Consider the following 18162-nt stretch of genomic DNA (forward strand, 5'->3'; position numbering starts at 1 on the left):
GCACGCCTTAATTGCTGGAAAGCCGATCCCCGCGCGCAAAGCGCCATGTCCGAATGATTTCCAGGCGGTCGACATCCGACAGGTCGCCCGTGAAGGGCGCGAACGGTGCTGCCAGCCGCACGATACGCTGGGCGGCCTGGTCCAGCAGTGGCTGCCCGGAAGACTCCAGCACCAGCACTTCATACAACGAACCATCGCTGTTGATCGAAACCATCAGGCGCAGGCTGCCGTAGATCTGTTGCCGGCGCGCTTCGTCGGGGTAGTTGAGGTTGCCGATGCGTTCGACTTTCTTGCGCCATTCGTCCTTGTACCAGGCGCCCTTGTCGCGCATGGTCGAGGCCGCACTCAGGCGGTGGATGCGCGGGCGCTTGGCGTATTGCTGTTGTTCATTGGACAGCTCGGCCTCAAGGCTGGCGATCTCGCTGGAGAGCTGCGAACTGTCGAAGTCCGGGGTCACGGTCTTGGGCTTTTCGACCGGTTTGACGTCCTGCTGGCGCTTGGTTTCAACTTTCTGGGGCTTGGGCGCCTTGGTGACGACGGCAGTTTTGGGCGTCTGCGGTTGCACCTCGGGTTCCGGCTTGGCCGCTGGCGGTGGTGTCACCTTGTTGATCTGGTTGTCCTGGAAGGGGGCGACTTCGGTGGTTTTGGGCAGGGCTTTCTTCTCGAGGGTGCCGCTGCCCTGCTGGTTTTCCTGGGCCAGAAAGTCCGCTTTCTTCGGTGCGACTTCGCTCTTGAAAGTCGCCAGGGTGATTTCCAGGGTCTTGCTGATTTCCTTGGGCGTTTCGAACGTGAAGCTCACGCCCAGCAGCAGTGCCAGGTGCAGCAATGCGGCGAGGAACAGGGTAAAACCGAGCCGATCCGCCGGGCGCACGCCAGCGTGGGAGAGTTCGGCAGGAAGGTCGGCAGGTAGTGTCATTGAATATCCAGCAGCCATGCAGCCAGGGAAAGACCGGCGGTGCGCACGTCCCAGTCAAAAAGGGTGTGCATCATAGCGCACTGTGCGGTCTTTCCCTGTGTCGGGCGTCAACGAGCCTTGAGCTTGCGATCAATGGCATCCATCAACTGCACGCCGATCCGGGTGCCGAAGGCATTGTCGATCTCGCGGATGCAGGTCGGGCTGGTGACGTTGATTTCGGTCAAATGCTCACCGATCACGTCCAGGCCGACGAACAGCAGGCCTTTTTCGCGCAAGGTCGGGCCGACCTGTTCGGCGATCCAGCGGTCGCGGTCAGTCAGTGGACGTGCTTCGCCCCGGCCACCGGCTGCCAGGTTGCCACGGGTTTCGCCGGCCGCCGGAATACGGGCCAGGCAGTAAGGCACCGGCTCGCCATCGATCATCAGGATACGCTTGTCGCCGTCCTTGATCGCGGGCAGGTAGCCCTGTGCCATGATCTGCTGGGTGCCATGGGCGGTCAGGGTTTCGAGAATCACCGAAAGGTTCGGGTCGCCTGGGCGATGACGGAAGATCGAAGCACCGCCCATACCATCCAGCGGCTTGAGGATCACGTCGCCCTGTTGCGCAGCGAACTCGCGCAGGATGTCCGCGCGACGGCTGACCACGGTCGGTGGCGTGCATTGCGGGAACAGGGTGGCAAAGAGCTTTTCATTGCAGTCGCGCAGGCTCTGGGGCCGATTGACCACCAGGGTGCCCGCGGCCTCTGCCTGTTCGAGCAGGTAGGTGGCGTAGACGAATTCCAGATCGAAGGGCGGGTCCTTGCGCATCAGGATCACGTCCAGGTCGCCCAGGGCGGCATCGCTTTCGGCTTCCAGTTCGAACCAGTGCTCCGGGTCGGCGAACACTTTCAAAGGTCGCATCCGTGCACGCGCCTGGCCGGCGCTTTGATAGAGGTCCTGCATTTCCATGTAGAACAACGACCAGCCGCGCTCCTGGGCGGCGAGCAACATGGCCAGCGAGCTGTCCTTTTTATAGGAGATGCGCGCAATGGGGTCCATGACAATCCCGAGGCGAACGCTCATGGGGTAATTCCTCTCGTCGGCAAGGCCACCGTGGCGTGAACAAAAAGTGGCTTGAATAAATTGGCGTCAGGGTGGCGCCCGGGTGGCTTGCGGTCAAGGAAAAACCGCAAGTACGCCATAGGTCGCCGGATGCTTTGCCAGCGTTGATTCCGGGTCGATGGAATGCACAGGGAGAGTGTGCTAAAAAGGTCGGCAAGCGCTCTGCGCGTGCACATTCATAGCATCCACAGACCTGGCCTTCGGGATCATCCCCGCTGGTCGAACGCGACCCCGGCCTCCAGCGGGCAAGCCCCGCTCCTGCAGGCGATGGTAGACCAATCATGGAACAGCATTCCACAGCCTTGAAGGTGATGGTGATCGACGACTCCAAGACTATTCGCCGTACCGCCCAGATGCTGTTGAAAAACGTCGGGTGTGAAGTCATCACGGCCATTGACGGTTTCGATGCGTTGGCCAAGATTGCCGATAATCATCCTGGAATCATTTTTGTCGACATCATGATGCCGCGGCTCGATGGCTATCAGACCTGCGCCCTGATCAAGAACAACAGTGCATTCAAGACGACGCCGGTGATCATGCTGTCGTCCCGGGATGGGTTGTTCGACAAGGCCAAGGGCAGGATTGTCGGCTCTGATCAGTTTTTGACCAAGCCATTCAGCAAGGAAGAACTGCTGGGCGCGATCAAGGCGCATGTGCCGGGTTTCGTCGCAGAAGAACAAAACGCACCATGACGTCCAGCGACCGGTTCGCGACGTCTTTTCCGTATGGGGTACAGCATGGCTCGAGTTCTGATCGTCGATGATTCGCCGACTGAAATGTACAAACTGACTGCAATGCTCGAGAAACACGGGCATCAGGTCCTCAAGGCCGAGAACGGTGCCGATGGTGTGGCACTGGCCAGGCAGGAAAAGCCCGATGCGGTGCTGATGGATATCGTCATGCCCGGCCTCAATGGTTTTCAGGCCACTCGCCAGTTGACCAAGGATCCGGAAACCAGCGCGATTCCGGTGATCATCATCACCACCAAGGACCAGGAAACCGACAAGGTCTGGGGCACGCGCCAGGGCGCCAGGGACTACCTGACCAAGCCGGTCGATGAAGAGACCCTGGTCAAGACCCTGAACGCAGTGTTGGCAGGCTGACGGCGCAAGTGATGGCACCGACGCAGACGGCCTTCGAGCTGCTGCTGGACATCGACCGGCGCTGTCGGTTGCTGGCGGCGGACCTGCCTTCGCAGGAGTCGCGCCTGGAAACCTGGAGCGGAATCGGCTTTCGTATTGCCGAGCACTGGTACGTGGCGCCCATGGGGGAAGTCGCCGAAGTGCTGCATGAGCCCCGCATGAGCTCGATTCCAGGGGTCAAACCCTGGGTGATGGGCGTGGCCAACCTGCGTGGGAGGCTGCTGCCGGTCATGGACCTGTGCGGCTTCCTTGGTTTTGAATTATCAGCGTTGCGCAAGCAACGGCGGGTGCTGGTGGTCGATCATGCAGAGATCTTCGCCGGCCTGATGGTCGATGAAGTGCTTGGCTTGCAGCATTTTCCCCTGCACAGCCTGGATCTCTCGCTACCGGTGGCAGTGCAGGCAAACCTGGCACCATTCATTCAAGGGCATTTTCAGCGGGATCAGATCTGGGAGGTGTTCAGTTTGTTTGCCCTGGCGCAAGCGCCGGGGTTCCTCGATGTGGCACTTTAAGTCGCGAGACAAGGTAATGACCAAGGCAAAGACCGGCACAACGGCGCAGGGCTCGCGCAGTAGCGCACAGATCGCAGGGCTGTTCGTCGCCCTGATTATTTCGATCATTCTGCTGTTCGCCAATTTTGCCTACCTCAATACTCAATCCAACCACGACAAGCAGTACATCGGCCATGCCGGCGAGCTGCGGGTGTTGTCGCAGCGCATTGCCAAAAACGCCACGGAAGCGGCGGCAGGCAAGGCCCAGGCATTCAAGCTGCTGAGCGATGCCCGCAATGATTTCGAACAACGCTGGGGCTACCTGAAAAAAGGTGACCACGACACCGGATTGCCACCCGCACCCAGTGCTGTCCGCGAGGAGATGCGCGCGGTCCAGCGTGACTGGGAGGGCCTGCGCAAAAACACCGATGTGATTCTGGCCAGCGAGCAGACCGTCCTGTCGCTGCATCAAGTCGCGGCAACGCTGGCCGAAACCGTGCCGCAGTTACAAGTCGAATATGAAAAAGTCGTCGAAATCCTGCTGCAGCGGGGAGCCCCGGCGGCACAAGTGGCGGTTGCGCAGCGCCAGTCGTTGTTGGCCGAACGCATTCTGGGATCGGTCAACACGGTATTGGCCGGTGACGAAACAGCTGTCCAGGCTGCCGATGCCTTCGGTCGCGATGCTGCCCGCTTCGGTCAGGTACTTGATGGCATGCTTGGGGGCAATGCGGCGATCCAGGTTACCCAGGTCCAGGACCGTGACGCCCGGGCGCGCCTGGCAGAAATTGCGGAGCTGTTCCAGTTCGTTTCCGGCTCCGTGGATGAAATCCTCGAGACCTCGCCGGAGCTGTTCCAGGTTCGCGAATCGGCCGGCAACATTTTCGGCCTCTCGCAGACCTTGCTCGATGAAGCCTCGCACCTGGCCAACAGCTTCGAGAATCTCGCCAGCGGGCGCTCGCTGGATACTATCGGCGGTTATGTTCTGGGCCTGGTTGCACTGGCTTCGATCATCCTGATCGGTCTGGTGATGGTCCGCGAGACGCACCGGCAGTTACGCGAGACGGCCAAGAAGAACGAGCGCAACCAGCATGCGATCATGCGTCTGCTGGATGAAATCGGCGAGCTTGCCGACGGCAACCTGACGGTGACGGCCTCGGTGACCGAGGATTTCACCGGCGCTATCGCGGACTCGATCAATTACTCCATCGACCAACTGCGCGATCTGGTGGCGACGATCAACCTCAGCGCCGAGGAAGTGGCAACGGCGGTCGAAGATACCCAGGCGACGGCCAGGCAGCTGGAACGCGCGTCGGAACATCAGGCGCAGCAAATCAGCGAAGCATCGATGGCCATCAGTGACATGGCCCAGTCGATCGATCGGGTATCGGCCAACGCCTACGAGTCGGCCAAGGTGGCCGAACGGTCGGTCGACATTGCCAACAAAGGTAATGAAGTGGTGCATAACACCATTCACGGCATGGATAACATTCGCGAGCAGATCCAGGACACCGCCAAGCGGATCAAGCGTCTGGGTGAGTCTTCTCAGGAGATTGGCGATATCGTCAGCCTGATCGACGACATTGCCGACCAGACCAATATCCTGGCCCTCAACGCAGCCATTCAGGCGTCCATGGCGGGCGAGGCGGGGCGCGGCTTTGCGGTGGTGGCAGACGAGGTTCAGCGTCTGGCAGAGCGTTCATCTTCGGCGACGCGGCAGATCGAAACCCTGGTTCGGGCGATTCAGGCCGACACCAATGAAGCGGTTATCTCCATGGAACAGACCACAGCCGAGGTCGTGCGCGGTGCGCGGTTGGCGCAGGATGCCGGTGTCGCCCTGGAAGAGATCGAGGGCGTTTCGCAAAACCTGGCCGAGCTGATTCAGCGCATCTCCAATGCCGCACAGCAGCAAACCTCGTCGGCCGGGCAGATCTCTCATACCATGTCAGTGATCCAGCAGATCACCACGCAGACCTCGACCGTTTCCACGGCAACGGCGGAAAGCATTGGCAACCTGGCGCAAATGGCCAGCGAAATGCGCCGTTCGGTGTCGGGCTTCACCTTGCCGCAGGCTCAGGAGGCGCGTTGATCGGCGCGCGCTGGGAGCAGGCATGAATCATTACTGGAGTCGTTATGGCTGATCGGCACGACTATGTCGCCCTGGAGTGGGTCAAAGGCGAGATTGCCGAAACGCTGAAACTGGCCCGCCAGGGGCTGGAAGCCTTTGTTGCCGACGCGCATGAGACGGACGGGATCAAGCATTGCCTCGATTGCCTGCATCAGGTCCACGGCAGCTTGCAGATCGTCGAGTTCTATGGCGCGGCCCTGCTCGCCGAGGAAATGGAAAAGCTCGCCCTGGCACTGCGTGGGGGAAAAGTATCCCGACAGGCCGAGGCGGTGAGATGGCTGCTCAAGGCCATGGTGCAGCTGCCTGACTACCTGGAACAGGTGCAGAGCGCCCGGCGTGACTTGCCGCTGCAAGTGCTGCCTTTGATCAACGAGTTGCGCAGCGCCCGGGGTGAGGCACTGCTTTCGCAGGCTAGCCTGTTCAGGTTGACGTTGCTGACGCCCTCGGAACTGGATTCCGGCCAACCCGCTGAAAGCGGGCCTCCCCAATTACTGACCGGACATGCGCTCGTCGCTGATGAGCATACTCGACTGGAAGGCCCCGACCGCGATGCGATGCGTTCGGTGGTGGCGGCCTTGTGCGAGGAGCTGGTACGGGTCAAGGAGCACCTGGACCTGTTCGTGCGCAGTGACAGGGAGCACACGGGCGACTTGATGAACCTGCTGCCGCCACTGCGGCAAATAGCCGATACCCTGGCGGTACTGGGCTTTGGCCAGCCGCGAAAGGTCATCATCGACCAGTTGTCCGTGGTCCAGGGGCTGGCCCAGGGGCACCGGGAACCCAGTGACTCGGTATTGATGGATGTTGCCGGGGCCTTGCTCTACGTCGAGGCGACGCTGGCCGGCATGATCGGGCCCAACGAGCAGGCCAGTCGGGAGCAGAGCCCCCTGCCGACTACGGATATGACCCTGATCTACCAGTTGGTCATCAAGGAGGCGCGCTTCGGCCTGCAGCAGGCAAAGGACTTGATTGTCGACTATATCGATTCGAATTGGGATCGACAGCGGCTGGCGCCTCTGCCGGAATTGCTTACGCAAATTCGCGGTGCACTGGCGATGATTCCCCTCCATCGTGCAGCCGGCTTGTTGCGAACCTGCAATGACTATATTCAGGCTCATCTGCTGTCCGAGCAGGGCCAGCCCCAGGGCGTCGAGCTCGAACGCCTGGCCGATGCGATTACCGGCATCGAATACTATCTGGAACGCTTGAGCGATGACCCCGAGTCCTCCGGCGAACAAGTTCTCGATGTTGCCGAGCAGAGTCTCGTCGACCTTGGCTATGAGCCTGTCGAACTCGAGGTGCCGGCACTCGGCGAAGTCCTCGGCCCGACCGAGGAGCCAGTGCTTGCGGACATGCCGCCATCGGACAACTCGCAGGGGGTGCAATCGCTGGCCGACGCGCTGGCTCACCCGGTTTCGGGTTTCAATCCGCCCGCCCGATTCGTGCCGAGCAGCCTGCTGCCGCCGCCCGCCCATGAGCCACCGGTGGATGATGAGCTGCGCGAAGTCTTTCTCGAAGAAACGGCAGAGGTACTGCAGGTGTTGCATGAACACCTGCCGCGTTGGGCCGCCAACCCGGGCGCAGAGCAGGAACTGATCGAATTGCGCCGGGCTTTCCACACGCTCAAGGGCAGTGGCCGCATGGTTCATGCGCTGGTGTTGGGCGAACTGGCGTGGGCTGCGGAAAACCTCCTCAATCGGGTGCTGGAACAGAGTGTCCGGCCAGTGCCCGAGATTGCCGACCTGCTCGATGAAGTGCTTGAACTCTTGCCGGCACTGGTCTGCGAGTTTGCCGAACAGCGTCAGCGTCAGCGCGACGATGTCGACCTGTTGGCGGCTCGCGCACACCTGTTGGCCAAGGGCGAACGACTGCCGCTGGATCCTGTCACTCATGACGCGGCCATCGATCCGCAATTGCTGGAAATCTTCCGCAATGAGGCGCTCAACCATCTGGCCAGCCTTGACCGTTATCTGCACGTGACGCACGAGCAGTTACCCTTGATGGTCAGTGATCCTTTGCAACGCGCCTTGCATACACTCAAGGGCAGTGCCTACATGGCCGGGGTGCTGCCGATCGCTACGCTGGCCACGGCTCTGGATCTGCTTGCGCGAGAATTCAAGGCTCACCTGATCCCGTTGGAAAGGGAAGACATCTCACTCCTGCAAGCGGCCGAACCCTTGTTGCGTCAAGGGCTTGACCATCTCTCCAGCGACCCGTTGAAACCGATTGAAGGTGCGCAAAGGCTGATCGAGCGCATCGAGCAAGCGGTAGCCTCGCGTCTGGAGGCCATTTTGAGTGCGCCCAGCAGTAACCTGCGACTCAAGCGCGATCCGCAATTGATTGCCGGTTTTCTCGCCCAGGGCATGGATATTCTGCTCGATGCCGAATCGCTGCTGCGCCGCTGGCAGTTGCATCCCGGCGAGCGTCAGGAGCTGACAGCCCTGCTCGATGAGTTGACGACGCTGGGCGAAGGGGCGCACCTGGCGGACCTGGTTCAGGTTGATGAGCTGTGTGAGGCATTGCTCGATCTGTACGGTGCAGTGGAAGAAAGCAGCCTGGCGGTCAGTGAGCGCTTTTTCCACGAGGCCGAGAGCGCTCATGAAGCCTTGATCAACATGCTCGATCAACTTGCCGCTGGCCAGGAAGTCGATGCCCGGCCCGACCGGGTCAATGCCTTGCGCGATCTGCTTGAAGAGGGCTTGCACCCTTCGGCAACCGGTCTGATTCAGAGCGGCAGCGATCGAACCACGACCATCACCGAATTGTCCACGGCGACACAGCGCATTGCCGGCAGCAGTACGTCCACTCCCGAGCTTGACGACGAGATCGTTTCAATTTTTCTCGAAGAAGCCGTCGATATACTCGACAGCGCCGGCCAGGCCCTGCAGCGCTGGCTGCAAGACCCGGACAATGCGGTGCCGCTGTCGTCATTGCAACGCGATTTGCACACGCTCAAGGGCGGTGCACGGATGGCTGAAATAGGCCCGGTTGGCGATCTTGGCCATGAGTTGGAGTCTCTCTACGAGGGGCTTGTCGACCGACGCTACAGCCATTCGGGCGAACTGGCCCGCTTGCTGCAAAACAGCCATGACCGGCTGGCCCAGATGCTCGAACAACTGCAGAACCAGCAGCCCCTGAGTGAGCCGATCGCGTTGATCGAAGCGATCCGGGCGTACCGCCAGAACAGCGGCCAGCCGTTGGCTGCCGACGCCAGGCCAGCGGTGCCGGACCTGGTGTCTTCTACCGGCGAACAGGATGCGCCAGCGGCTGACAATGAACTGCTGGAAATCTTCCTCGAGGAAGGCTTCGATATCGTCGAAAGTTCGGGGGCCGCGTTGCTGCGCTGGCAGGCCGAGCCGCGAAACACGCTGGAAGTGGAAAACCTTCTGCGCGACCTGCACACCCTCAAAGGTGGCGCACGCATGGTCGAAATTGCCGCCATCGGTGACCTCGCCCACGAGTTGGAATTTCTTTACGAAAGCCTGTCGGCCGGCCATTTGCAACCCAGCGCCGAACTGTTCAGCCTGTTGCAGAATTGCCACGACCGGTTGGCGCACATGCTCGATGCCGTGCGTCTGCATCAGCCGGTGATTGCCGCCACGGCCTTGATTGAATGTATTCGCACCTTCAGCAGCCCGTCGCTTGAAACGCAGCCTGAGGCAGAGCCCGCGACTGCCGCGCAGGAAAGCGCGCCAGTGCCCGAGCGAGCGCCGGCGGACATGGTCAAGGTCGCGGCGGAGCTGCTGGACGACTTGGGTAACCTGGCGGGCGAGACTTCGATTTTCCGGGGGCGGATCGAGCAGCAGGTCAATGATGCCCAGATCGCCTTGAACGAGATGGAAACCACCATCGAGCGGATGCGTGATCAGTTGCGCCGGCTCGACACCGAGACCCAGGGCAGGATCCTCAGCCAGCAGAGGGTGGATACCGAGCGTCAGGATTATGAAGAGTTCGACCCTCTGGAAATGGACCGCCATTCGCAGCTGCAGCAGTTGTCGCGAGCGTTGTTCGAGTCTGCCTCCGACCTGCTGGATCTGAAGGAGACCCTGGCTGCACGCAGCCATGAAGCGCAAACCTTGCTGGCCCAGCAGGCACGGGTCAATACGCAATTGCAGGAAGGTCTGATGCGTACGCGCATGGTGCCCTTCGGGCGCATGCTCCCGCGTTTGCAGCGGATTGTCCGACAGGTGTCCAGCGAGTTGGGCAAGCAGGTCGAGTTCGTAGTCGGGAATGCCGAGGGCGAGATGGATCGCAGCGTTCTGGAGCGCATGGTCGCGCCACTTGAACACATGCTGCGCAATGCCGTCGACCATGGCCTGGAACCTCGCGAGGTGCGTCTGGCCGCCGGCAAGCCGGAGCAGGGCCTGATTACCCTGAACCTGGTGCACGAGGGCGCCGACATCGTTATCGAGATGAGCGATGACGGCGCCGGTGTGCCACTTGAAGCTGTCCGTCGTAAAGCGATCAAGCGAGGGCTGCTGGATCCGGCGGCCGAGATCAGCGACCACGACGTGATGCAGTTCATTCTTGAACCGGGCTTCTCCACAGCCGAGAAGATTACCCAGATATCCGGCCGTGGCGTGGGCATGGATGTAGTGGCCGAGGAGGTCAAGCAGCTGGGTGGCTCGATGGTCATCGATTCGAGCCCGGGCAAAGGAGCACGCTTCCTGATACGCCTGCCGTTCACGGTCTCGGTCAATCGCGCCTTGATGGTGCAATGCGGCGAGGAACAGTACGCGATCCCCCTGAACACCATCGAAGGCATTGTCCGGGTGCTGCCCTCCGAACTCGAGGGCTACTACCAGCTCGAACCACCGCGCTATCAGTACGCCGGGCACAGCTACGAATTGCGCTATCTCGGCGAGCTGCTGCAAGGCCCCCGCCAGCCCAAACTGTTGGGGCAGAACTTGCCGTTGCCGGTGCTGCTGGTGCATTCCCACGACCACCAGGTCGCGGTCCAGGTCGATGCGGTGGCCGGTTCACGGGAAATCGTGGTCAAAAGCCTGGGGCCACAGTTCAATGCCGTACAGGGGCTTTCCGGTGCCACCATTCTGGGGGACGGGCGCGTCGTCCTGATTCTCGATCTGCTGGCCCAGATCCGTGTGCTGCAGGCGCGGCATTCGGCCCAGGTCTCGTCGCGGATTGAGGGGGCGTCGCTGCGCACCGCCGATGTCGAGCAGGCAAGGCCGTTGCTGGTGCTGGTCGTCGACGATTCGGTGACGGTGCGCAAGGTGACCAGCCGCCTGCTCGAGCGCCACGGGATGAACGTCCTGACGGCCAAGGACGGGGTCGATGCCATGGAGTTGATGCAGGAACACACCCCCGACATCCTGTTGCTGGACATCGAAATGCCGCGTATGGATGGCTTCGAAGTGGCGACCCAGGTACGGCGCGATGCCCGGCTCAAGGACTTGCCCATCATCATGATCACCTCGCGAACCGGGCAGAAGCACCGGGACCGGGCCATGGCCATCGGCGTCAATGATTACCTGGGCAAGCCCTATCAAGAGTCGGTATTGCTCGAGAGCATTGCTCAATGGAGTAGAAGCCATGCTTGATCATTTGTCGGGCACGACGCGTAGTAGCGTGACTGGGTTGCTGCTGCCACTCGCCGACCGTTGCCTGCTGCTGCCGAATGTGGCCGTCGCCGAGTTGATCGGCTATCAGCACGCCACGGCAGGGCCTTTTGAACCGGCCTGGAGTCTGGGGCAAATCAGCTGGCGCAAGCAGCGGGTGCCGCTGATCAGTTTCGAGGCAACCTGCACCGGGCAGCCGGTAATCGGCGAGCGGGCGCGAATCGTTGTGCTCAATGCCTTGGGTGACAGCCGGCTTCGTTTCATTGCTCTGTTGGTCCAGGGTATCCCGCGCTCGTGCAAGATCGATAACCAGTTGAACTATGTCGACGTACCGCTGCTGCCGCTGGAGCGTGCGGCCGTGCAAGTGGGGGAGCAGGTGGCAAGGGTGCCGGATCTGGATGGGCTTGAGAGGATGCTGATGGAGGCAGGACTCGCCTGACGCTCGTTCCCACGCTCTGCGTGGGAATGCATCCTGCGATGTTCTGCGTCGCACCCGGACGACGACGCTGGAGCGTCTGACCCGGCATTCCCACGCGGAGCGTGGGAACGAGAGGCGCTGCCTTCAAACACAGGAGGACTGAACTGCATGTACCACGGCGAGCGTTTCAACGCCTGGACCCACCTGGTGGGTGCCGTGCTGGCTTTTATCGGTGTTGCCTGGCTGATAGTCATGGCAAGCCTGCAAGGGGATCCATGGAAGATTGTCAGCATGGCGATCTATGGGGCTACCTTGCTGGTGCTCTACAGCATTTCCACGGTCTATCACAGCGTCCAGGGGCGGGCGAAGGTGATCATGCGCAAGCTCGATCACTTGTCGATCTACTTGCTGATTGCCGGCAGCTACACGCCGTTTTGTCTGGTTACGCTGCGGGGCCCCTGGGGCTGGAGCCTGTTCGGCATTGTCTGGGGGCTGGCGCTGATCGGCATGCTGCAAGAGATCAAGCCGCGCTCGGAAGCGCGTGTCCTGTCGATCATCATTTATGCCGTGATGGGCTGGATCGTGCTGGTCGCGGTCAAACCCTTATTGGCCGCCCTGGGCCGTGCAGGCTTCACCTGGTTGGCCGCGGGCGGGGTGTTCTACACCGTCGGTATCATCTTTTTTGCCTACGACAGCCGATTCCGCCACTGGCATGGCATCTGGCACTTGTTTGTCATTGCCGGGAGTCTGCTGCACTTCGTGGCGATTTTCTTCTACGTGCTCTAGAAGTCTCCCCAGAGCTGCTGGGCAACCGCCAGCGCCACCACAGGGGCCGTTTCGGTGCGCAGCACGCGCGGACCCAGGCGGGCGGCGTGAAAGCCCGCGGCCTTGGCCTGGTCCACTTCGCTATCGGTCAATCCACCTTCAGGGCCGATCACAAATGCCAGGTTCGCAGGTTTTGCATGACTGACCAACGGCTCGGCCACCGGGTGCAGCACCAGCTTCAATTCGGCTTCGGTGTGCTTGAGCCAATCACTCAGGGCCAGGGGCGAATGGATCACCGGCACCGTGGAGCGGCCACATTGCTCGCAGGCGCTGACCGCAATCTGCCGCCAGTGGGCCAGACGCTTGTCGGCGCGTTCGTCCTTGAGGCGAACTTCGCAGCGCTCGCTGACAATCGGGGTGATTTCAGTGACACCCAGCTCGGTGGCTTTCTGGATCGCCCAGTCCATGCGTTCGCCACGGGACAGACCCTGGCCCAGATGAATGGGCAAGGACGATTCCCGCTGGCCGGTGAATTGCTCATCGAGTTGCACTCGTACGCGTTTCTTGCCGACTTCCAGCAATTGGCCGCGGTATTCCTGGCCGCTGCCGTCGAACAGTTGCACGGCATCGCCTTCGACCATGCGCAGAACACGGCCGATATAGTGGGCCTGGGCCTCAGGCAGTTCATGCTCACCCAGGCTCAGGGGAGCATCGATGAAAAAGCGCGACAATCTCATGGTCTGACTCTTTAAAAAACGGGAACAGGCGCATTGCTGCGCCTGGAAGCAGGGTTAGCCCGGATCGCGGAAGCCCGGGTGGAAATCGGCCGGCACCTGTACGCTGAGGTTCGAGCGGGTCGCGATGTCGATGCCTTCGCTGGCAACTTCGGCCAGGAAATCGATCTGCTCCGGGGTGATCACATAGGGCGGCAGGAAGTACACCACACTACCCAGCGGACGCAGCAGGGCGCCGCGTTCCAGAGCATGTTGGTAGACTTTCATGCCACGGCGTTCCTGCCAGGGGTAGGCCGTCTTGCTGGCCTTGTCCTGAACCATTTCGATCGCCAGGGCCATCCCGGTCTGGCGAATTTCGGCGACATGGGCGTGATCGGCCAGGTGCGCGGTGGCGCTGGCCATGCGCTGGGCCAGTGCCTTGTTGTTCTCGATGACGTTGTCTTGCTCGAAGATATCCAGGGTCGCCAGGGCCGCGGCGCAGGCCAGCGGGTTGCCGGTGTAGCTGTGCGAATGGAGAAAGGCGCGCAGGGTTGGATAGTCGTCGTAGAAGGCACTGTAGACATCGTCGGTGGTCAGGCAGGCCGCCAGTGGCAAGTAACCACCGGTCAGGGCCTTGGACAGACAGAGGAAGTCCGGGCGGATGCCGGCCTGCTCACAGGCGAACATCGTGCCGGTACGGCCGAAGCCCACTGCAATCTCGTCATGGATCAGGTGTACGCCATAACGGTCGCAGGCTTCGCGCAGCAGCTTGAGATAAACCGGGTGGTACATGCGCATCCCGCCGGCGCCTTGAATCAACGGCTCGACGATCACGGCGGCGACACTGGCGTGATGTTCGGCCAGGGTCTGCTCCATGGCCTGGAACATGTTCCGCGAGTGCTCTTCCCAACCCATGCCCTCGGGGCGCAGGTAGCAATCGGGGCTGGGTACCTTGATGGTGTCGAGCAGCAGCGCCTTGTAGGTTTCGGTGAACAGCGGCACATCACCGACCGACATCGCCGCAATGGTTTCGCCGTGGTAGCTGTTGGTCAGGGTGACGAAGCGCTTTTTATCCGGCTGGCCACGATTGACCCAGTAGTGGAAGCTCATTTTCAGCGCCACTTCGATGCAGGATGAGCCGTTGTCGGCATAAAAACACCGCGTCAGCCCGTCGGGTGTGATTTTCACCAGGCGTTCCGATAGCTCGATCACCGGTTGGTGGCTGAAACCGGCCAGGATGACATGCTCGAGCTGGTCGACCTGATCCTTGATCCGCTGGTTGATACGCGGGTTGGCATGCCCGAATACGTTGACCCACCAGGAACTGACGGCATCGAGGTAGCGCTTGCCCTCGAAGTCTTCAAGCCAGACGCCTTCCCCGCGTTTAATCGGGATCAGCGGCAGTTGTTCATGATCTTTCATCTGGGTGCAGGGGTGCCACAGGACCGCGAGGTCGCGTTGCATCCACTGGTTATTGAGGCCCATATTTTCTCTCCTGGCAGCAACGGTCTGGACGTGCTCGGCAAACAATGCCGCAAGCCTATGCAATGCCCGGCCGCGGGACAACCCATCAAACCCAATCTATGCTTTGCAAACGCCCCCCCAGTTCACCGCTGGCAGGGCTTTGAGGCGTGGCGTATCCTGCGCGCTCAATTGACCTTCCGGGGAATATTTCCCCATTGCCTTGATCCGGAGTTCGCAGAATGTCTGCTGGTTGGCTACGCGCCTGTGCGCTGGTTTTGATAGGACTGTTCAGCGTTTCGGCGCTGGCCAAGGACAAGCAATCGACGGCCATTGTGGTCGGGGGCGGCTTGGCGGGGCTGACGGCAGCGTATGAGCTGCAGAACAAAGGCTGGCAGGTCACGCTGCTCGAAGCCAAGCCGGACATGGGCGGTCGCTCGGGCCTGGCCGCCAGCGAGTGGATCGGCAACAGCAAGGCTCAGCCGGTGCTCAATAGCTACCTGGACGCCTTCAAGCTGAGCACGCTGCCGGCGCCGGAGTTTGTACGTGTCCCCAGCTATCTGATCGATGGCGAATATTTCACTGCCGCCGATCTGGCCACCAAGCAACCGGCAACCGCAGAAGCACTCAAGCGCTACGAAAAGACCCTGGACGAACTGGCGGCCTCGATCAGCGATCCGGAAAACCCGGCCGCCAACAGCACGCTGTTCGCCCTGGATCAGATCAACGTATCGAACTGGCTGGACAAGCTGCAACTGCCCACGACCGCGCGCCAGCTGGTCAACCAGCAGATCCGGACCCGCTATGACGAACCTTCGCGCCTGTCGCTGCTGTACTTCGCTCAGCAGACCCGGGTCTACCGTGGTGTCAGCGACCGCGACCTGCGCGCCGCACGACTGCCAGGCGGTAGCCCGGTATTGGCCCAGGCTTTCGTCAAACAGCTGAAAACCATCAAGACCAGCTCCCCGGTCTCGGCGATTACTCAGGACAAGGACGGCGTGACCGTGAGCGTCGGTACGGTCAGCTACAAGGCTGACTATGTCGTACTGGCGGTACCGCTGCGGGCGCTGAACAAGATTCAGCTGACGCCATCGCTCGATACGCTGCACCTCAATGCGATCAAGGGCACCAACTACGGTTGGCGCGATCAACTGATGCTGAAATTCAGCAATCCGGTCTGGGACAGCAAGGCTCGCCTGTCCGGTGAGATCTACAGCAATACCGGCCTGGGCATGCTCTGGATCGAACCGGCCATCAAGGGTGGCGCCAATGTGATCATCAACCTGTCCGGCGATAACGCCCGACTGCTGCAGACCTTCGGCGACAAGCAAATGGCCGACCAGGTACTGATTCGCCTGCACGCCTTCTACCCGAAGGCGCGCGGTGCCTTCACCGGCTATGAAATTCGTCGCTACAGCACCGACCCGGGCACGGGCGGCGCGTACCTGGCATTCGGCCCTGGCCAGATCAGCAAATACTGGCGCCTGTGGGAGCGTCCGGTACAACGGGTAGTCTTCGCTGGTGAGCACACCGACGCCTTGTACCCGGGCACCCTGGAAGGCGCACTGCGCAGTGGTCAGCGGGCCGCATCCCAGGTCCAAGGCCTGTCTGCGGGTAAATCCTTCGACCCGGTGAGTGCTGCACCGGTAGCTGCAGCGGCTGCTGTCGCCGCCAAGGAAAGCAAAGGCGGGTTCTTCTCCAACCTGTTTGGTGGTTCGGACAAGGCTGCCAGCAAGCCGGTCGAAAAAGTGGCCGAAGTTCCTGCGCAGCCGGTACCGGCGCCAGTAGCTCCTGTGGCAGCTCCCGTAATCGCACCTGCACCTGTCGCTGCTCCGCAGGCCAAGGTCGAACCGGTGAAGACCGCGCCTGTTAAAAAGGCTCCAGCCAAAGCCCAGCCGGCGAAGAAACCGGTCGCCAAGGCCGAAGCGGTCAAGAAGCCTGCGGCACAGGCCAAGCCGGCACCGGCCAAGGAACAAGCCGCTAAAAAGCCTGCTGCCAAGCCGGCGACCGTCGCTGACGCCAAGTCATAACGGCACACGTTGCATCACCTTCAGGCGCGATCGTCCGATCGCGCCTATTCTTGATCCGGTCGCATGCTCATGCGATCGGTTCAAGGCTCCCAGGATGTTTATTAATGTTTCCTTAACGTGCCCGTCTCAGATTACCGATCGTATTTCCCGATATTTCAAAGCGAAATTTTCCGCTTTAATTCGATACGTAAATCTTTAGTCTTGAGCACAGTTCTTACAGGAAAACGGCAATGCAATTGCGCAACACTACCTCTCGCTATGGTTGGGTCAGCATCACGCTGCACTGGGGTGTAGCCCTTGTTGTGTTCGGTCTGTTTGCGCTGGGCCTGTGGATGGTCGGTCTCGACTACTACAGCACATGGCGCAAGGATGCTCCGGACCTGCACAAAAGCATCGGTCTGACACTCTTCGCTTTCATGCTGTTGCGCCTGCTCTGGCGCTTCATCAGCCCGCCACCGCCGTCGCCATCCAATCACGGGCCATTGACCCGGCTGGGAGCCAGGCTCGGTCACGGGCTCCTGTATGTCGGCCTGTTCGCCCTGATGATTTCCGGTTACCTGATTTCCACCTCGGACGGGGTCGGCATTCCGGTATTCGGGATGCTCGAAGTGCCCGCGTTGATCAGCGGGCTTCCCGACCAGGCCGACGTCGCCGGCGTCGTTCATCTCTACCTGGCGTGGGCGCTAGTGATATTTGCCGGTGTCCATGCATTGGCTGCCTTGAAACACCACTTCATTGACCGTGACGCGACCCTGACACGCATGCTGGGACGCAAAGCCTGATGTTCAACCTCAACTCCAAAGGAATAGAATGCATGTTGAAAAAGACTTTTGCCGCTCTGGCGATCGGGACTGCGCTGTTGTCGGCAGGCAACGTGATGGCAAACAACTATGTTGTCGACAAGGAAGGCCAGCATGCCTTTGTCGACTACAAGGTCAGCCACCTGGGTTACAGCTACATCACCGGTACCTTCAAGGATATCGATGGCAAGTTCAGCTTCGATGCTGCCAAGCCTGAAGATGCCAAGATCGAGTTCAACGTACGCACTGCCAGCAACTTCACCAACCACGCTGAACGCGACAAGCACATCGCCACCCCTGATTTCCTGAACGTGGGCAAATTCGGCGAAGCCAAGTTTGTCTCCACAAGCGTCAAACCCACCGGCAAGAACGCCGATGGCAAAGAAACGGCTGACGTGACCGGCGACTTGACCTTGCTGGGCGTGACCAAGCCAATCGTGGTGAAAGCGACCTTCCTGGGTGAAGGCAAGGATCCATGGGGCGGCTACCGTGCTGGCTTTGAGGGTGTCACCCGCATCAACCGTATGGACTTCGCCAAAATGAAGGACTTGGGGCCGGCTTCCAATGAAGTAGAGCTGTACATCTCGTTTGAGGGTGTCCAAGCGAAGTAATCATTTCGCCTGAC

At 60.8% G+C, this 18162-nt stretch carries 14 protein-coding genes; 10 read left to right on the forward strand and 4 right to left on the reverse strand.

Features of this window, described 5'->3' with window-relative positions:
- Nucleotides 1–7: 7 nt before the first annotated feature.
- The gene (locus tag F2S13_RS13065; RefSeq protein ID WP_166361359.1) at nt 8–916 is read right to left on the reverse strand and encodes an energy transducer TonB; all 909 of its coding nucleotides are present in this window, start codon (nt 914–916) and stop codon (nt 8–10) included.
- A 107-nt stretch (nt 917–1023) separates the two neighbouring features.
- Complete coding sequence (gene gshB / locus F2S13_RS13070) at nt 1024–1977, reverse strand: glutathione synthase (protein WP_166361361.1); 954 nt, start codon at nt 1975–1977, stop codon at nt 1024–1026.
- A 320-nt stretch (nt 1978–2297) separates the two neighbouring features.
- Here gshB and pilG point away from each other — a divergent pair, with 320 nt between their 5' ends.
- From pilG to trhA, 7 genes are all read left to right on the forward strand, one after another.
- Nucleotides 2298–2708, forward strand: coding sequence for a twitching motility response regulator PilG (gene pilG / locus F2S13_RS13075; RefSeq protein ID WP_166361363.1), 411 nt, complete (start codon nt 2298–2300; stop codon nt 2706–2708).
- A 45-nt stretch (nt 2709–2753) separates the two neighbouring features.
- On the forward strand, nt 2754–3119 hold the full coding sequence (gene pilH, locus F2S13_RS13080; protein WP_166361365.1) for a twitching motility response regulator PilH: 366 nt from the start codon (nt 2754–2756) through the stop codon (nt 3117–3119).
- Nucleotides 3120–3130: 11 nt separating this feature from the next.
- Nucleotides 3131–3670, forward strand: a complete 540-nt coding sequence (locus F2S13_RS13085; protein ID WP_166361367.1) for a chemotaxis protein CheW — start codon at nt 3131–3133, stop codon at nt 3668–3670.
- A 16-nt stretch (nt 3671–3686) separates the two neighbouring features.
- A complete protein-coding gene (locus tag F2S13_RS13090) occupies nt 3687–5735 on the forward strand; it encodes a methyl-accepting chemotaxis protein (RefSeq protein ID WP_166361369.1) in 2049 nt (682 codons plus the stop codon).
- 44 nt (nt 5736–5779) lie between these two features.
- Nucleotides 5780–11332 (forward strand): hybrid sensor histidine kinase/response regulator, encoded by a 5553-nt coding sequence (locus tag F2S13_RS13095; protein WP_166361371.1) that lies wholly within the window; start codon nt 5780–5782, stop codon nt 11330–11332.
- Entirely contained in the window at nt 11325–11789 is a 465-nt protein-coding gene (locus tag F2S13_RS13100) for a chemotaxis protein CheW (protein ID WP_166361373.1), read from the forward strand. The genes F2S13_RS13095 and F2S13_RS13100 overlap by 8 nt, the downstream gene beginning before the upstream one ends.
- A 147-nt stretch (nt 11790–11936) precedes the next feature.
- On the forward strand, nt 11937–12554 hold the full coding sequence (gene trhA, locus F2S13_RS13105; RefSeq protein WP_166361375.1) for a PAQR family membrane homeostasis protein TrhA: 618 nt from the start codon (nt 11937–11939) through the stop codon (nt 12552–12554).
- Here the strand turns inward: trhA and F2S13_RS13110 are convergent.
- Nucleotides 12551–13270 (reverse strand): 16S rRNA (uracil(1498)-N(3))-methyltransferase, encoded by a 720-nt coding sequence (locus tag F2S13_RS13110; protein WP_166361377.1) that lies wholly within the window; start codon nt 13268–13270, stop codon nt 12551–12553. The two genes, trhA and F2S13_RS13110, sit on opposite strands and share 4 nt — an antisense overlap.
- 54 nt (nt 13271–13324) lie before the next feature.
- Complete coding sequence (locus F2S13_RS13115) at nt 13325–14731, reverse strand: adenosylmethionine--8-amino-7-oxononanoate transaminase (RefSeq protein ID WP_166361379.1); 1407 nt, start codon at nt 14729–14731, stop codon at nt 13325–13327.
- A gap of 218 nt (nt 14732–14949) precedes the next feature.
- Here F2S13_RS13115 and F2S13_RS13120 point away from each other — a divergent pair, with 218 nt between their 5' ends.
- The 3 genes from F2S13_RS13120 (at nt 14950) to F2S13_RS13130 (ending at nt 18148) form a co-directional block, all read left to right on the forward strand.
- Nucleotides 14950–16737 carry a flavin monoamine oxidase family protein gene (locus F2S13_RS13120; RefSeq protein WP_166361381.1) on the forward strand — a complete coding sequence of 596 codons (1788 nt, stop codon included), beginning with the start codon at nt 14950–14952 and terminating at the stop codon, nt 16735–16737.
- A gap of 230 nt (nt 16738–16967) precedes the next feature.
- Nucleotides 16968–17519, forward strand: coding sequence for a cytochrome b (locus F2S13_RS13125; RefSeq protein WP_166361383.1), 552 nt, complete (start codon nt 16968–16970; stop codon nt 17517–17519).
- Nucleotides 17520–17551: 32 nt separating this feature from the next.
- Nucleotides 17552–18148, forward strand: a complete 597-nt coding sequence (locus F2S13_RS13130; RefSeq protein ID WP_166361385.1) for a YceI family protein — start codon at nt 17552–17554, stop codon at nt 18146–18148.
- Nucleotides 18149–18162 lie beyond the last annotated feature (14 nt).

It is taken from the genome of Pseudomonas akapageensis (assembly GCF_011355085.1).
Lineage (GTDB): Bacteria > Pseudomonadota > Gammaproteobacteria > Pseudomonadales > Pseudomonadaceae > Aquipseudomonas > Aquipseudomonas akapageensis.

Bases quoted from the DNA above. Each gene is read 5' to 3' on its own strand.
- F2S13_RS13120 (WP_166361381.1), top strand. From the start codon at position 14,950: ATGTCTGCTGGTTGGCTACGCGCCTGTGCGCTGGTTTTGATAGGACTG.
- F2S13_RS13090 (WP_166361369.1), top strand. From the start codon at position 3,687: ATGACCAAGGCAAAGACCGGCACAACGGCGCAGGGCTCGCGCAGTAGC.
- F2S13_RS13125 (WP_166361383.1), top strand. From the start codon at position 16,968: ATGCAATTGCGCAACACTACCTCTCGCTATGGTTGGGTCAGCATCACG.
- F2S13_RS13085 (WP_166361367.1), top strand. From the start codon at position 3,131: ATGGCACCGACGCAGACGGCCTTCGAGCTGCTGCTGGACATCGACCGG.
- F2S13_RS13115 (WP_166361379.1), bottom strand. From the start codon at position 14,731: ATGGGCCTCAATAACCAGTGGATGCAACGCGACCTCGCGGTCCTGTGG.
- F2S13_RS13095 (WP_166361371.1), top strand. From the start codon at position 5,780: ATGGCTGATCGGCACGACTATGTCGCCCTGGAGTGGGTCAAAGGCGAG.
- pilG (WP_166361363.1), top strand. From the start codon at position 2,298: ATGGAACAGCATTCCACAGCCTTGAAGGTGATGGTGATCGACGACTCC.
- F2S13_RS13065 (WP_166361359.1), bottom strand. From the start codon at position 916: ATGACACTACCTGCCGACCTTCCTGCCGAACTCTCCCACGCTGGCGTG.
- trhA (WP_166361375.1), top strand. From the start codon at position 11,937: ATGTACCACGGCGAGCGTTTCAACGCCTGGACCCACCTGGTGGGTGCC.
- F2S13_RS13110 (WP_166361377.1), bottom strand. From the start codon at position 13,270: ATGAGATTGTCGCGCTTTTTCATCGATGCTCCCCTGAGCCTGGGTGAG.
- F2S13_RS13100 (WP_166361373.1), top strand. From the start codon at position 11,325: ATGCTTGATCATTTGTCGGGCACGACGCGTAGTAGCGTGACTGGGTTG.
- F2S13_RS13130 (WP_166361385.1), top strand. From the start codon at position 17,552: ATGTTGAAAAAGACTTTTGCCGCTCTGGCGATCGGGACTGCGCTGTTG.
- gshB (WP_166361361.1), bottom strand. From the start codon at position 1,977: ATGAGCGTTCGCCTCGGGATTGTCATGGACCCCATTGCGCGCATCTCC.
- pilH (WP_166361365.1), top strand. From the start codon at position 2,754: ATGGCTCGAGTTCTGATCGTCGATGATTCGCCGACTGAAATGTACAAA.